The organism is Rhizobium sp. SAFR-030 (genome assembly GCF_059415005.1).
Genome location: NZ_JBPFDO010000002.1, coordinates 391198 through 405769 on the forward strand (window position 1 = coordinate 391198; position 14572 = coordinate 405769).

Here is a 14572-nt window from a genome sequence, read left to right on the forward strand (position 1 = left end):
TTCGCCTCACGCCTTCAACAGTTCGCGGGCGATGATCAGCTTCTGCACCTCGGTCGCCCCTTCGTAGATGCGCAGCGCGCGGATCTCGCGGTACAGGCTCTCGGTGATCTCCCCGACCCTCACGCCGCGCCCCCCAAAAATCTGCACCGCGCGATCGATCACGGCCTGCGCATTCTCGGTCGCCACCATCTTGGCCATGGCCGCCTCCTTGGTGGTCGGCAGGCCCTGCACATCGCGGCGCCAGGCGGCGCGGTAGGTCAGAAGAGCGCCGGCATCGATCTGCGCCGCCATGTCGCCAAAGGCTGCCTGGGTGAGCTGCAGGTCGGAGAGATGGTTGCCGAACATGTTTCGCGTCTTGGCGTGCGCAACTGCCTCGTCGAGTGCCCGCTTGGCAAAGCCCAGCGCTGCTGCAGCCACCGAAGCGCGAAAAATGTCGAGCGTGCGCATGGCGATCTTGAAGCCTTCGCCCGGAGAGCCGAGCAGCCGCGACGCCGGAATGCGGCAGTTGTCAAAACGGATGGTCGCCAGCGGATGCGGCGCAATCACGTCGATGCGCTCGGCGATCGAGAAACCGGGATCGTCGGCAAACACCACGAAGGCGGAAATACCGCGCGTGCCGGGTGCCTCGCCGGTGCGAGCGAAAACCGTATAGACGTCGGCGATACCGCCGTTGGAGATCCAGGTCTTCTCGCCGTCGAGGACAAAGTGGTCGCCGTTACGGCGCGCGGCGCAGGCCATGGCTGCGACATCTGAACCGGCATCCTTTTCCGACAGCGCAAAGGCTGCGATCCAGTCGCCCGATTGCGCCTTGGGCAGAACGCTGCGGCGAAGCTCGTCCGAACCGGAGAGCCCGATCGCGCCAGTACCGAGCCCCTGCATGGCGAAGGCGAAATCGGCAAGCCCGTCATGCCAGGCCAGCGTCTCGCGGGTCAGGCAGGCAGCGCGGCTGTCGATCGGCTTTGTGCCGCCAGACCCGGTCGCCGCATCCAGCAGTCCGGCCTGGCCGAGCGATTTCACCAGCGCCCGGCAGGCGGCCTCGGTATCGGCATGGTCGATACCGGCAAGCGCACCGGACGCGGCGAAACCGTCGAGCTTTTCGGCGAGTGCCGCATGGCTTGCGTCGAAGAACGGCCAGTCGAGGAAATCGCGGCCGGGTCCCTTCAGCGTGGTGGTGGGAGCGCTCATCAGTTGCCCTCGAAGACCGGCTTGCGCTTCTCGGCAAAGGCTTCGAAGGCGCGGCGGAAATCCTGCGTCGCCATGCAGACGGCCTGTGCCTGGGCTTCCGATTCGATCATTTCGTCGAGGCCCATCGCCCATTCTTGGTTCAGCATTGTCTTGGTCATCGTGTGGGCAAACCACGGGCCGTCGGCCAGCGAATGGGCGAGCTTTTCCGCCTCCGTTTCCACCTGATCGGCGGGATGGACGGCGTTGTAGAAGCCCCAGGCCGAGCCTTCGTCGGCAGACATCGACCGGCCTGTGAAGAGAAGTTCGGCGGCGCGGCCCTGGCCGATGATGCGCGGCAGGATTCCGCAGGCGCCCATGTCGGCACCGGCAAGGCCGACCCGGGTGAACAGGAAGGCAGTCTTCGCCTCAGGCGTCGCCAGCCGCATGTCGGACGCCATGGCAAGGATCGCCCCGGCACCGGCGCAGATGCCGTCGACGGCGGCGATGATCGGCTGCGGGCATCTCTTCATCGCCTTGACCAGATCGCCGGTCATGCGGGTGAAGGCCAAAAGGTCGGGCATCGCCATGCGGGTCAAAGGCTCGATGATCTCGAACACATCGCCGCCGGAGGAGAAATTGCCGCCGGCGCCGGTCAGCACCACGGCGCGGATATCGGAGGCATAGGCAAGATCGCGGAACAGGTCGCGCAGCTCGGCATAGCTGTCGAAGGTCAGCGGATTCTTGCGTTCCGGGCGGTTCAGCCGGATCGTCGCGACGCGGCCGTTTTCGCTGACCTCCCAGAGGAAGTGCTTCGGCTGGAAATCGCGGAAGCTCCGCTTCATCTCTTTCATCACGTCACTCATGCCCGGTCCTCTCCCATGGTCTGCCGGCCACCGCGTGGGCGGCCGGTCGTTATTTGCTCGTCTTCAGTCGTTGGCCGACGGCGGCAGGAATTCCACGTCGTGTTCGGCCGAAAGCTTCACGATCGCCTCGACATCGGTCATGCGGTCCAGCCCGATGAAAAGCTGCTCAAGCCGGCCGGCCGGCGCCACCCAGAACAGTGCCCGGCAGGGTTTGTCCGACTTGTTGAAATAGCCGTGCGGAACACCGCGCGGCATGCGAACCAGATCGCCTGCCTTCGCCTTCTGCCACTTGCCGTCCAGCTTCAGGTCGAGTTCGCCTTCCTGCACCAGAATGAACTCGTCCTGGTTCGGATGGATGTGCACCGGCACGTACTGACCCGGCTCGCTATTGGTCTCGAAGGCGAAGGTGTCGTCGCAGACGGCCTTCGGGTAATAGACCTGGCCCAGGATGTTCCAGGTGACATTATTCAGTCCACTGCCGTTTGCGATAATGCCCTTTTCCAGTTCCATCGGTCTCTCCCGCTCGCTCTGTTGATCCTTGGCTCAAATTTCCCCGCCGGCAACGGCGATGGCTTGCCCGTTGATCGACGCTGATCCCGGCGATGCCAGCCACAGCACAGCGTCCGCGACTTCCTGCGGAGCCACAAGCCGTCCCTGCGGATTGTGCTTGGTGAACTCCTTCAGCGCCTCGTCGCGCGACCGGCCGGTCTTCTCGACGATCACATCGACCGAGCGGGCAATCAGTGGCGTGTCGGTAAAGCCGGGGCAGACGGCGTTGACGGTGATGCCGGTCTTCGCAAGCTCGAGCGCCAGCGACCGGGTCAGGCCGACGACACCATGCTTGGCAGCCACATAGGCAGACACATAGGCGTAGCCGGTGAGACCTGCCGTTGAGGCGACATTGATGATGCGGGCGCCGGTGCCGAATGCCTTCAGGTCCGGCAGCACGGCCTGGGTGACCAGGAAGACGCCAGTGAGATCGACTGACAGGACACGGTTCCACATGTCGAGCGATGTCTTCTCGAAAGCAGCACTCGGACCTTCGCCGGCATTGTTGACGAGAATGTCGATGGCACCAAAGGCGCTGCGGGCCGCTACCAGACCTGCACCGATCGCCTCGGGATCGGTCACGTCGAAGCCGGCGGCGACAAATGCCTTGTCTGCACCGAGCGCTGCGGCGAGCTGTTCCAAGGGTTCCGCCCGCCGGCCGGCGAGCGTCACCCGTGCACCGGCCTCGACCAGCGCCGTCGCGATCGCCGCGCCGATGCCTGAGCCTGCGCCGGTCACCAGCGCGTGGCGGTTGGCAAGCCTGCTGGTGGTCAAGGTCATCGGTACCCCCTCACTTTGCCGCGGCGGGTGCAGGAACGGCTGCTGCCGCGCGGGCAAGATTGGTCTCGTACTGCGACTTGCCGGAATAGTACTGCTTCGGCCACGGCACGTTCGTCAGGCCGATCCTGGCCGCCTCGTGCAGCACCCACGCCGGATCGGCAAGATGCGGACGCGCCACGGCGCAAAGGTCGGCACGGCCGGCGGCGATGATCGAATTGGCGTGGTCGGCCTCGGAGATGGCGCCGACGGCGATCGTCGCAATGCCCACCTCGTTGCGGATCTTGTCGGAGAACGGCGTCTGAAAGAGGCGGCCATAGATCGGCTTTTCTTCCTTCCAGACCTGGCCGGACGAGCAGTCGATGACGTCGGCGCCGGCTTCCTTGAACATCCGTGCATAGATCATCGCGTCTTCAGGCGTGTTTCCGCCTTCGAACCAGTCGTTGCAGGAGAGGCGCACGGAGATCGGCTTCTCAGCAGGCCAGACTTCGCGGATCGCCTTGAAGATCTCCAGCGGATAGCGGGCGCGGTTTTCGTGGCTGCCGCCATATTCGTCGGTGCGGATGTTGGTGAGCGGCGACAGGAAGCTCGACAGCAGGTAGCCGTGGGCGCAGTGCAGCTCCAGCCAGTCGGCGCCGGCCTCGGCGGCAAAGATCGCCGAGCGCACGTGGTCCGCCTTGACGCGGTCCATGTCGGCGCGGTCCATCGCCTTCGGCACCTGGCTGGTCTTCAGGTAGGGCAGGGCAGACGCCGAGATCAGCGGCCAGCCACCCTCGGCGACCGGCTGGTCCATGCCTTCCCAGGCGACCTTCGTCGAACCCTTGCGGCCGGCATGGCCGAGCTGGATGCCGACCTTGGCGCTGCTGTTGGCGTGAACGAAGGTGACGAAGCGTTTCCAGCCTGCCGCCTGCTCTTCGTTCCACAGTCCGAGGCAGCCGGGAGTGATGCGGGCGTCCGGCGAGGTGCAGGTCATTTCCGCGAAGACCAGCCCTGCACCGCCGAGCGCACGGCTTCCCAGATGCACGAGATGGAAGTCGTCGAGCAGCCCGTCCTTGGCCGAATACATCGCCATCGGCGACATCACGATGCGGTTCGGCAGCGTTACACCGCGCACCGTGTAGGGCGTGAACATCGGCGGCAGCGTGCGGCCGTTGCCGGAAACGTCGATGCCGTTATGTGAAGCGAACCAGCGCTCGTAGCCTTCCAACCAGGTCTTGTCGCGCAGGCGCAGGTTCTCGTGGCTGATGCGCTGCGAGCGGGTCAGCATCGAATACATGAACTGTTCCGGCGGCAGCGTATCGGCATAGCGCTGGCCGACCACTTCGAACCACTCCATGGCGTTGCGGGCGGCATTCTGGATGCGCGCCACGTCGACGCGACGGATCTCTTCGTAGGTTTGCAGAACGGCCGGGATGCCATCCTTGCCGTGACCTGCCTTGTTGAACTGGTTGGCAAGCTCGATCGCATCGTCGATGGCAAGCTTGGTGCCGGAGCCGATGGCGAAATGCGCGGTATGGGCAGCATCGCCCATCAGCACAACGTGGCTGTTGCCGTTGAAATGGCTCCACTTGTCGCAGATCAGCCGCTGGAAATTGAGCCAGGAGGAGCCGCGCGTATGCCGCGCATTGGTCATCAGCGGTGCGCCTTCAAGCACCTCGGAGAACAGATCCTGGCAGAAGTCGATCGACCCCTGCTGGTCCATCTCGCCGAGCTTATGCGCCTGATAGGCCTCTTCGGTCGTCTCGATGATGAAGGTCGAGGTGTTCTCGTCGAACTTATAGATATGCGCCTGGAACCAGCCGTGCTCGGTGCGGCGGAAATCGAAGGTGAAGGCGTCGAAAAGCTTGTTGGTACCGAGCCAGATGTAGCGGTTGGGGCGGATCAGCATGTCCGGCTGGAAAATCTCGGCATATTGCTGGCGGATACGGGAATTGACGCCGTCCGAGGCGATGACAAGATCCGCATCCGGATAGTCCTGGTCGCCTGCCGCATCGGTTTCGAAGACCAGTTCGACGCCGAGCGCCTCGCAGCGGCGCTGCAGGATGTTCAGGAGCTTCTTGCGGCCGATGCCGACGAAACCATGGCCGGAGGTGCGCTGGCGGGTGCCCTTGAACAGCAGCTCGATGTCGTCCCAGTGATTGAAGGCGTCCTCGATTTCGGCAGCGCTTTCCGCGTCCCAGGCCTTCATCGAGACCATGGTGGCGTCGGAGAAGACGACGCCCCAGCCGAAGGTGTCGTAAGGCCGGTTGCGCTCGATGACGCGGATGTCGTGCTCGGGATGGAGCTTCTTCATCAGCAGCGCGAAGTAGAGACCGGCCGGGCCACCACCGATACAGACGATCCGCATATCCAATTCCTCCTCGCGCTACACGATTATTTTAAGTTTAAAATAGATACCGTTTTCGATGGTCGTCAAGCAGATTGTTGGCCGATGCGGCTTTAAACACTGCCACCGACAGGGTTGCGGGCATCATGCTAGCCATCTCTTTCACGTCGATCATGCGGCGGCGTCGGAGCAAAGCAGGCCGGATCCTCGAGGTGAGGCAGCGACACCGGTTCCGGCGACGGTGCCGCAACAAGGTTTTCCGCATGATGAGCACCCACAATATGCAAATGCATATTTGGCATTCTCCGAATGATCATTCCGTTGGCAGCGGCAATTCGTTGAGTGCCTGTATTGCACAAATCTGCAATTCTGAATTGACAAACGCGCCGCGCCGAAAATATGCTTTTGCAAATGATATGGCGACAAGCCGATAAGGCAAAGGGGAACTGCCATGGCCGAGCGATCTTTTGCACGCGAAGTCGAGGATCTTAAGCTCGGCGACGGCGATATCTTCCGGGGTGAGGGCATCCTCGCCATCACCAAGGCGCTGCTCCAGTCGGGCGTGTCCTATGTTGGCGGCTACCAGGGGTCGCCGATCTCGCACCTGATGGATGTGCTCGCCGATGCCAAGGAGATCATGGAGGATCTTGGCGTCCACTTTGAAACCTCGGCTTCGGAAGCGGCGGCTGCTGCCATGCTGTCGGCTTCCGTAATGTATCCCGTGCGGGGTGCGGTGACCTGGAAGTCGACGGCCGGCACCAACGTCGCCTCCGACGCGCTGTCCAACCTCTCCTCCGGCGGCGTCAACGGCGGTGCGCTGATCATCCTCGGCGAGGATTTCGGCGAGGGTTCGTCGATCATGCAGGAGCGCAGCCACGCCTTCGCCATGAAATCGCAGATGTGGCTGCTCGATCCGCGTCCCAACCTGCCGTCGATGGTGCAGGCCGTCGAGGACGGCTTCCAGCTCTCGGAAGCCTCCAACACGCCGGTCATGCTGGAGGTGCGCATTCGCGCCTGCCACGTGCATGGCCAGTTCGTCGCCAAGGACAACAAGCGTCCGGACTTTACGCTGCGCCAGGCGCTGGAAAACCCGGTGCGCGACGTCAACCGCATCGTTCTGCCGCCGGCCAACTTTGCCCAGGACAAGGACAAGCTGGAGCGCCGCTGGCCGGCCGCCGTCAACTTCGTCAAGGAGCGCAAGCTCAACGAGTTCTTCGGCCCGACGGAAGGCGAGATCGGCATTATCACGCTGGGCGGCCTTTATAACGGCGTCATGCGCGGCCTGCAGCAGCTTGGCCTTGCCGATGTCTACGGCAATTCGCTGATCCCGATCTACGTGATGAACGTCGCCTATCCGATGATTGACGACGAGGTCATCGACTTCTGCCTCGGCAAGCAGGCGGTGATCATGATCGAGGAGGGGGCGCCCGAATACATCGAGCAGTCGCTGCACACGATGATGCGCCGCCGCGACATCCAGACCCGCCTGCACGGCAAGGACATCCTGCCGCTCGGTGGTGAATACACGGCGCCGATCATGATGAAGGGCCTGAAGACCTTCATCGAGATGTATGACCGCCTGCTGCTCGGCAACCAGCCGCCGGTGCCGGACGCGACGCCGGTGCTCAACGACCCGCGCATCAAGGCGCTTGCCGAAGTGGTGCCCGCGAGGCCCGCCGGCTTCTGCACCGGCTGTCCCGAGCGGCCGATCTTCGCGGCCATGAAGCTCGTCGAAAAGGAACTCGGCGAACACCACGTGTCCGCCGACATCGGCTGTCACCTCTTCTCGATCCTGCCGCCCTTCAACATCGGCGGCACGACGATGGGCTACGGCCTCGGTCCGGCGTCGGCCTCGGCCTTCAACGTCGAGGCCGACAAGCGCTCGATCGCCGTCATGGGCGATGGCGGCTTCTGGCACAACGGCCTTGCGACTTCGGTCGGCAATGCGGTGTTCAACAAGCAGGACGGCGTCATCCTCGTTGTCGACAATTTCTATTCGGCAGCCACCGGCGGTCAGGACATCCTGTCGTCGCGCGCCGACAATCCGAACCGCAAGACCAACAACTCGATCGTCAACGCGGTGAAGGGAATCGGCGCCACCTGGGTGCGCCAGATCGACCGCACCTACGACGTCGCCAAGATGCGCGACACGCTGAAGGAAGCGCTGACGACCACCGAGAAGGGGCCGAAGATCATCGTCGCCTCGTCGGAATGCATGCTCAACAAGCAGCGCCGGGTGAAGCCGCAATTTGCCAAGGCGGTGAAGGACGGCAAGCGCATGGTTAAGGAGCGCTTCGGCGTCGACGAGGATGTCTGCACCGGGGACCACGCCTGCATCCGCCTGTCCGGCTGTCCTTCGCTTTCGGTCAAGCACACGGACGATCCGCTGAAGGACGATCCGGTCGCGGCGATCGACAATTCCTGCGTCGGCTGCGGCAATTGCGGCGAAGTCTCCGAAGCCGCCGTCCTCTGTCCGTCCTTCTACCGCGCCGACGTCATCATGAACCCGACCGGCTGGGACAAGTTCATGTCCAGGATGCGGGCTTCGGTGATCGGCTGGCTGCAGGCGCGCCGCGCCAGCGGCCGCGTCACGTTCACGGAGGCTTGATCATGAACGAGACGGTCAACCCGAAGACCTTGCTGGGATCCGACAAGCCGCTGGCACTCGCCATCATGGCGATGGGCGGTCAGGGCGGCGGCGTGCTCGCAGACTGGATCGTCGGCCTTGCCGAAGCTCAGGGCTGGATGGCTCAGTCGACGTCGGTGCCGGGTGTTGCCCAGCGCACCGGTGCAACGATCTACTATATCGAGATGCTTCCGGCGCGGGGCGGGGTGTCGCCGATTTTTTCGCTGATGCCAACGCCGGGTGATGTCGACGTGGTGCTGGCGTCCGAATTGATGGAGGCCGGACGCTCGGTCCTGCGCGGCCTGGTAACGCCCGACAAGACGGTGCTGATCGCCTCGACCCATCGTTCCTTCGCCGTCGGCGAGAAGGAAAAGCCAGGCGACGGCATCGGCGATCCGACCGTGGTCGTCGGCGCGACGGATTTCGCGGCCAGGCGCACCATCGCCTTCGACATGGATACGCTGGCCGCGAAGAACGGCAGCGTGATCTCGGCCTCGATGTTCGGTGCGTTGGCTGCAGCCGACGTCCTGCCGTTCCCGAAGGAAGCCTTCGAAGCGACCATCCGCGGCGGCGGGAAGGGCGTCGAGCCCAGCCTCAAGGCCTTCAACGCCTCCTACGACCGGGCAAAGGCCAAGCCGCGCGACGAGGTCAGTGCAACGCCGATCAAACGCTTCGACACCATGCCGGAAACGGCAGGCCACCCGGCGCTCGACAGGCTCGTTCACCGCATGCGTGCCGAGTTTCCGGAGGTCGCCTGGCCGCTGCTGTTTGCCGGCGTGAAGAAGCTCACCGATTTCCAGGATCCCGCCTATGCGAGCGAGTATCTCGACCGTGTCGGCAAGCTCCATGCGCTTGACCGAGCCGAAGGCGGGGCGGAGAAGGACTATGCCTTCACCGTGCAGGCGGCGAAATACGTGGCCGTGGCGATGGCTTATGACGACGTGATCCGGGTCGCGGACTTAAAGACGCGCGGCAGCCGCTTCGACCGTGTCGCCAAGGAGGTCGGGGTCAAGGCGGACCAACTCCTCTACATGACCGAGTACATGCATCCGCGCATGGATGAGGTTTGCGGCACCATGCCGAAGAAGCTCGGGCTCTGGGTCGAGAAGCGGCCAAAAGTGTTCGCCTGGCTGGACCGCCGCATCAACAAGGGCCGCCGTGTGCAGACGGCGACGCTGTTCTGGTTTGTTGGGCTCTACGCAATGGCGGGGCTTCGGCGGTTTCGGCGCGGAACCCTTCGGCACATGCGCGAGAGCGAGCACCGCGAAGCCTGGCTCGTTGCCGCCGCCGCGCTCCTGCCGCGCAACTACGACCTTGCCGTCGAGGTGATCAACAATCGCCGCCTGGTGAAAGGCTATTCCGACACCCATGCCCGTGGCCTTTCCAAGTTCGACCGCGTGATGTCGGCGCTGCCGGCTTTGTCGGATCGCGAGGACGGTGGCGCCTGGATGAAGCGGCTCCGGCAGGCGGCGCTGCTCGACGAAAGCGGCATCGCGCTGGACGGTGCGCTGAAGACGGTGGCGACGCTCTGAGGAGAACGTGCGCAGGGCTGCCAGCCTTGCGCGTCGGGCGCAGCCTGTATCGATAATGAGGGAATAGCGGCAATGACCTATGCATCAAATCCGGCGACGGCATCGTCGGTTGTCTCTCCGACACGTGAGATCTCTCACCCGAAGAGCCTGATGGTCGTCCTCCTGTGCTGGGTGGCAATCTTCGCCGAAGGCTATGATGTCGGCGTTCTTGGAGCGATCCTGCCGGCGCTCGCCACCGACAATGCGTGGAACCTGTCGCCGATGCAGCTTGGCGCCATGGGCAGCTACACTGTGTTCGGCATGCTCGTCGGGGGTATCGTCATCGGTACTTTGAGCGAGATCTATGGTCGCAAGCCGATGTTCCTCATCTGCTTGTCGCTGTTTTCGCTGTGCACCGCAGTGACGGCCTGGTCGCCGACCCCGATGGTCTTCGGCATCACCCGCTTCGTCTCTGGCCTTGGCCTGGGCGGCATCATTCCGCTGGCCGCTGCACTCACGATCGAGTACTCGCCGAGCGCCAAGAAAAACTTCAATTACGGGCTGATGTATTCCGGCTACTCGCTGGGACTGTTCGCTGCCGCACTGGTCGGACGCTGGCTGCTGCCTGATTACGGCTGGCGGCCGGTCATGCTGATCGGTGCGCTGCCGGTTCTCATCGTTCCGATCATGGCGCTTCTGCTGCCGGAATCGCTCGACTTCCTCGTTGCCCGACGTCGCCAGGACGCCGCCCAGCGTCTGGCGTCGCGGCTCGGTGTCGACGTTCCCGCGCCGTCGGGTCAGCAGAAGACGCGCGTCGGGTGGCGGACCGTGCTTGGCGAGATCTTCTCGGCCCGCAACGCCTACGCTACAGCCTGCTTCTGGACGGCGCTGTTCATGGGATTGCTGCTGGTCTACGGATTGGCGCAGTGGCTGCCGCAGATCATGCGCAAGAGCGGCTACGATCTGGGTGACAGCCTGCTGTTCCTCGCCGTCTTCAGTTTCACATCGGCCATCGGCGGCATCGTGCTGGGGCAGTGGGCGGATCGGTTCGGCGTCAAGCGGACGGTAACGCTGTCCTATCTGCTCGGCGCGATCGGCATCGCGATGCTCGCCTTCAAGGGGTCCATCTGGCTCAACTATGCGGTCGTCGCCCTGGCCGGCTTCGGCACTGTCTCCGCCTCGCTGATCCTCACCGGCTATCTGGCTGCTTATCTTCAGCCGTCCGTGCGCGCCGCCGGAACAGGCTGGGCGCTCAGCTTCTCGCGGATCGGAGCGCTCTGCGGTCCGTTGATCGGCGGCTATATCGCCAGTCTCAACGTCGCCCCGGAATGGAATTTCTATGTCTTTGCCTTCGTCGCGGCCATTGCCGCCCTGGCGACCTCACTCATCCCGAACAAGAAACAGGGCTAGCTGCCGCTCACAAGGTCGCAACCGTGCGGCCTTCCGAGCAGCCCGTCAGCTAGAGTTCGTGCTTGCGAATATTGACGAGGATCTTGTGCAGTGTCGCGGTGAAGGCCCGGTACTCGTCCTCGTCGATGCCGTCGAACATCTGCAGCATGGAATCATACATGGTCGGCCAGAAGCTGGCGAACGCGGTGCGGCCGTTCTCGGTGATCGTCACGTCGCGGATGCGCATGTCTTCCGCACGCGGTGTGCGACGGATGTAGCCCTGGTCCTCGAGTGAATCCAGCGTCCGGCTCATCGTCGACTGTTCGATGACTGCAAATACCGAAAGCTCATTGATGGTCAGCGACGCAGAGACGCTGAGCACCGCCAGTGTGCGCATCTTCGCCGTCGAAAGCTCATACTCGCGGAGCTCCTCGGCCATCGTCGCGTTCCAGCGGGCGACGACCCGGTTCATCAGATAGGGGGCGAAATGGTTCAGGCCGATCTCGCCGATCGTCGGACGATCAGGCTGATCGTCTTGTTCCGACCGCCTCAGCACGACGCCTGAAAACCGCTCTGCCATGAAACCTCATCAATTTGGCGCTCGGTCAGCGCAGAGACGACGCGAGCAGGAAGCCGGAACCACCGGCCAGTCCGGGTCCCGGATGGGTGGAGGCGCCGATGTGATACAGGCCTTCCACGTGCGTCCGGTGGTTAACAGAGGATTTGAAGGGCCGCCACAGGAAAAACTGGTCGATGCCGCAGAAGCCGCCATACGGGTCGCCGCCCACGAGGTTCATGTTCATCGCCTCGAGGTCGAGGGGAGAGTAGACGCGCCGCGCCAGCTTGATCGCGTCGAAGTTCTCGATGTGACGGGAAAGCATCGCCTCGATCCGATCCGCGTAGCGTTCGCGTATCTCCTCGGTCCAGCGTCCGTCCGCAGGCGCTGCGATTTCGCCCAACGCATCGCCCTTGATGAAGCGCGGCGCTTCGGTCAGCTGCAGCCAGAGGATCGACTGGCCGTCCGGTGCACGGCTTGGATCGAGGCTGGCCGGCTGTCCGACACAGACGGTGGGCTCCGCCGGAAGCAGGCCGCGTTCGCATTCGTTCGAGGCGCGCGACACCCCGTCGAGCCCGGGCGTCAGATGCAGCTGTGCGACCTTGGCGAGGTCGGGATCACCCTTCCAGCGAGGCGGCGCGGACAGCGCATAATGGATCTGCATGTTGCCCTTGCCGTAGCGGTAGCCTTTGACGCCGTCGCGGACGTCGGCCGGCATCGGCTGCGGCCAGTCCGCGAGAAGCCGGCCGTAGAGCTGGTGCGGCGTCATCGAACAGACGACGCCGGCCGCAGCAGCAATCGTTTCGCCGGTCGTGAGCCTTACGCCCGCAGCCCTGTTGCGCGGGCCGGCCAGAATGCCCGCGACGTCTGTACCGGTGCGGATCTCGCCGCCCTGATCGGTGATCAGCCGCTCGAAGGCCCTGACCAGATTGCCGGCGCCGCCCTTGACGATCGGGCAGCCGGCAAGCTCGATGGCAAAGCCGACGACTTTCAGCATCTCGGCCGAGTAGGCGCTTTCCGGTGCCAGGCCGCAATGCAGTACCCACGGTGCCCAGAGCGCCCGCGTCGCCTCGGAGGAATAGGTGGTTTCGAGATAGCCGCGCGCCGGGGTCAGCGCACTGCCGAACCAGGCGGCGAGTTTCCGCAGCCCCTTGCTCCAGCCCTGTCTGGCGATGGTCTTGAAGGTGGTGCCGGACCACAGCGCGCCGCCGAGCAGCGAAAACAGGAATGCCGCATCGGCGCCCAGCAGGTTCATCTCGCGGTCGAAAGCGTGTCCGTCTCCGGCGGCGCACGCCTCGAACGTCGCAATGTTGCGCTGGCGGTCTTTTGATAGGATGACGGACGATCCGTCGGGTCGCAGCACGCCCGTCGGCAGGTCGGCATGCGCAAATTCAAGACCGCGGGCTTCGAGATCCTTGGCGAGGGCGCCGTAGGCAGGCGAGGTGAGGAACAGCACCATCGTCGTTGCCATCACATCGTGGACGAAGCCCGGCGCGGTGACTTCGGCGCTGCGCAGGCAGCCGCCGGCTTCCTCGCTGCGTTCAAGAACGAGAACCCGCTTGCCCTTCTTGCCGAGCAAGGCGGCAGCCACCAGCGCATTGATGCCGCTGCCGACGATGATGTAGTCGAAATCCGCCATGCCGCCATCCTCCCGAAAGCGGAGGGCCGGACCCGGTGAGGTCCGGCCCTCGAAGGATCAGCCGGCAATCATTGCCAGCGCCCGGACCGGGGAGCCGGTCCCCTTGACGATCTTCAGCGGCGCGGCGATCAAAACGGCACCCTTTGCCGGCAGTTGGTCGAGGTTCGACAGCGATGCAAGGCCGTACTTGCCGGCGCCGTGCATCAGGTTGTGGGCAGGGAAGGGCGGGTTCATGCCGCCGGCCGAACCGGCATCCGTGCCGATCGTCTCCTGGCCCCAGCCGATGATGCCTTTCGACAGCAGGTACTGGATCGCCTCGGCAGTCGGGCCGGGCGAGTGCGGACCGGTTTCATCGGCGTTGAGGAAAGTGTCGCTCGAGCCGTTGCGCTTGTACCAGTCGGACCGCATCAGCACCCAGCTGCCGGCCTCGATCTCGCCGTTCTCGGCTTCCCACTCCTTGATGCTGTCGACGGTCAGCAGGTAATCCGGGTTCTCTGCGGCTTCCTTCGACCGGTCGATGACGTTGACCGGTGCGACGAAGTTCTGCGGCGGGATGGTGTCGGTCGTGTTGTTCGGGTTGTCCTTGCCGGTGATCCAGTGACAGGGCGCATCGAAATGGGTGCCGGTGTGTTCGCCGAGCTCCAACCAGTTCCAAGCCCAGAATGGGCCGTCCTCGTTGTACTCGGAAATCGTGTGGACGGTGACCTTCGGCGTGTTCTTGCCGAACTGCGGCGGCAGGTAAAGGACCGGCGTCTCGGGTCCGAGTGGAGCGGTCAGGTCGACGACCTTGACCGAGCCTGAAACGAGCGCGGAAGCGAGCGTGGCGAGCGTTGCGGAAGACATGTGTAAGTTCCCCTTTGATGACCGGTATCGTTGCCGGCGCCACCCGGTTTCCTCTCCGGATGTCGCGTGCCGATGAAGGAGCGTATTGCAGAAAATATGAGGATGCAAGCAATGGAGAGGGCGCTTACAAAGCTCTTTCCGCGGCCGTTTGGTGGACGCGAGACCTGCCGGGATAGAGCCGCAGCCTGTTGAATTGCGGTCCTCAGAATTCCGTGCGACAGCCCTCGGTTTCAAGGCTCTCCCAAGCTCAGATATCGACGGATATATGCGCAGGAATATGTTCTGAAGCGGCTCGGGTCACGGGTAACGGGCGCGGTGCTCAAGCCGAT

General features: G+C 63.8%; 11 protein-coding genes. 3 read left to right on the forward strand and 8 right to left on the reverse strand.

Going from position 1 to position 14572, the window contains the following annotated elements; translation table 11 throughout:
- Positions 1-6 precede the first annotated feature (6 nt).
- The 5 genes from ACR65N_RS07520 to ACR65N_RS07540 all read right to left on the reverse strand — a co-directional run bounded on the left by ACR65N_RS07520 (position 7) and on the right by ACR65N_RS07540 (position 5700).
- A complete protein-coding gene (locus ACR65N_RS07520) occupies positions 7-1185 on the reverse strand; it encodes an acyl-CoA dehydrogenase family protein (RefSeq protein ID WP_440456448.1) in 1179 nt (392 codons plus the stop codon).
- Positions 1185-2027: an enoyl-CoA hydratase family protein gene (locus ACR65N_RS07525; protein ID WP_440456449.1), complete on the reverse strand. Its 843-nt coding sequence runs from the start codon at positions 2025-2027 to the stop codon at positions 1185-1187. Before ACR65N_RS07525 ends, ACR65N_RS07520 begins: the two co-directional genes overlap by 1 nt.
- Positions 2028-2090: 63 nt before the next feature.
- On the reverse strand, positions 2091-2537 hold the full coding sequence (locus tag ACR65N_RS07530) for a cupin domain-containing protein (protein ID WP_440456450.1): 447 nt from the start codon (positions 2535-2537) through the stop codon (positions 2091-2093).
- A 33-nt stretch (positions 2538-2570) separates the two neighbouring features.
- Entirely contained in the window at positions 2571-3356 is a 786-nt protein-coding gene (locus ACR65N_RS07535; protein WP_430306897.1) for an SDR family NAD(P)-dependent oxidoreductase, read from the reverse strand.
- Between the two features lie 10 nt (positions 3357-3366).
- Positions 3367-5700 carry a bifunctional salicylyl-CoA 5-hydroxylase/oxidoreductase gene (locus ACR65N_RS07540; protein WP_440456451.1) on the reverse strand — a complete coding sequence of 778 codons (2334 nt, stop codon included), beginning with the start codon at positions 5698-5700 and terminating at the stop codon, positions 3367-3369.
- 430 nt (positions 5701-6130) lie between these two features.
- On the opposite strand from ACR65N_RS07540, the gene ACR65N_RS07545 reads away from it, so the two are divergent.
- The 3 genes from ACR65N_RS07545 to ACR65N_RS07555 all read left to right on the forward strand — a co-directional run bounded on the left by ACR65N_RS07545 (position 6131) and on the right by ACR65N_RS07555 (position 11226).
- Positions 6131-8287: a thiamine pyrophosphate-dependent enzyme gene (locus ACR65N_RS07545; RefSeq protein WP_440456452.1), complete on the forward strand. Its 2157-nt coding sequence runs from the start codon at positions 6131-6133 to the stop codon at positions 8285-8287.
- A 2-nt stretch (positions 8288-8289) separates the two neighbouring features.
- Positions 8290-9837 (forward strand): indolepyruvate oxidoreductase subunit beta family protein, encoded by a 1548-nt coding sequence (locus ACR65N_RS07550; protein ID WP_440456453.1) that lies wholly within the window; start codon positions 8290-8292, stop codon positions 9835-9837.
- Between the two features lie 72 nt (positions 9838-9909).
- The gene (locus ACR65N_RS07555) at positions 9910-11226 is read left to right on the forward strand and encodes an MFS transporter (protein ID WP_440456454.1); all 1317 of its coding nucleotides are present in this window, start codon (positions 9910-9912) and stop codon (positions 11224-11226) included.
- A gap of 49 nt (positions 11227-11275) precedes the next feature.
- On the opposite strand, the gene ACR65N_RS07560 is transcribed toward ACR65N_RS07555, so the two are convergent.
- From ACR65N_RS07560 to ACR65N_RS07570, 3 genes are read right to left on the reverse strand one after another with little or no spacing between them, the layout of a single operon-like run.
- Positions 11276-11785, reverse strand: coding sequence for a MarR family winged helix-turn-helix transcriptional regulator (locus tag ACR65N_RS07560; protein WP_440456455.1), 510 nt, complete (start codon positions 11783-11785; stop codon positions 11276-11278).
- 25 nt (positions 11786-11810) lie between these two features.
- A complete protein-coding gene (locus ACR65N_RS07565) occupies positions 11811-13400 on the reverse strand; it encodes a phytoene desaturase family protein (protein ID WP_440456456.1) in 1590 nt (529 codons plus the stop codon).
- Positions 13401-13457: 57 nt separating this feature from the next.
- Complete coding sequence (locus ACR65N_RS07570; RefSeq protein ID WP_440456457.1) at positions 13458-14243, reverse strand: cyclase family protein; 786 nt, start codon at positions 14241-14243, stop codon at positions 13458-13460.
- Positions 14244-14572 lie beyond the last annotated feature (329 nt).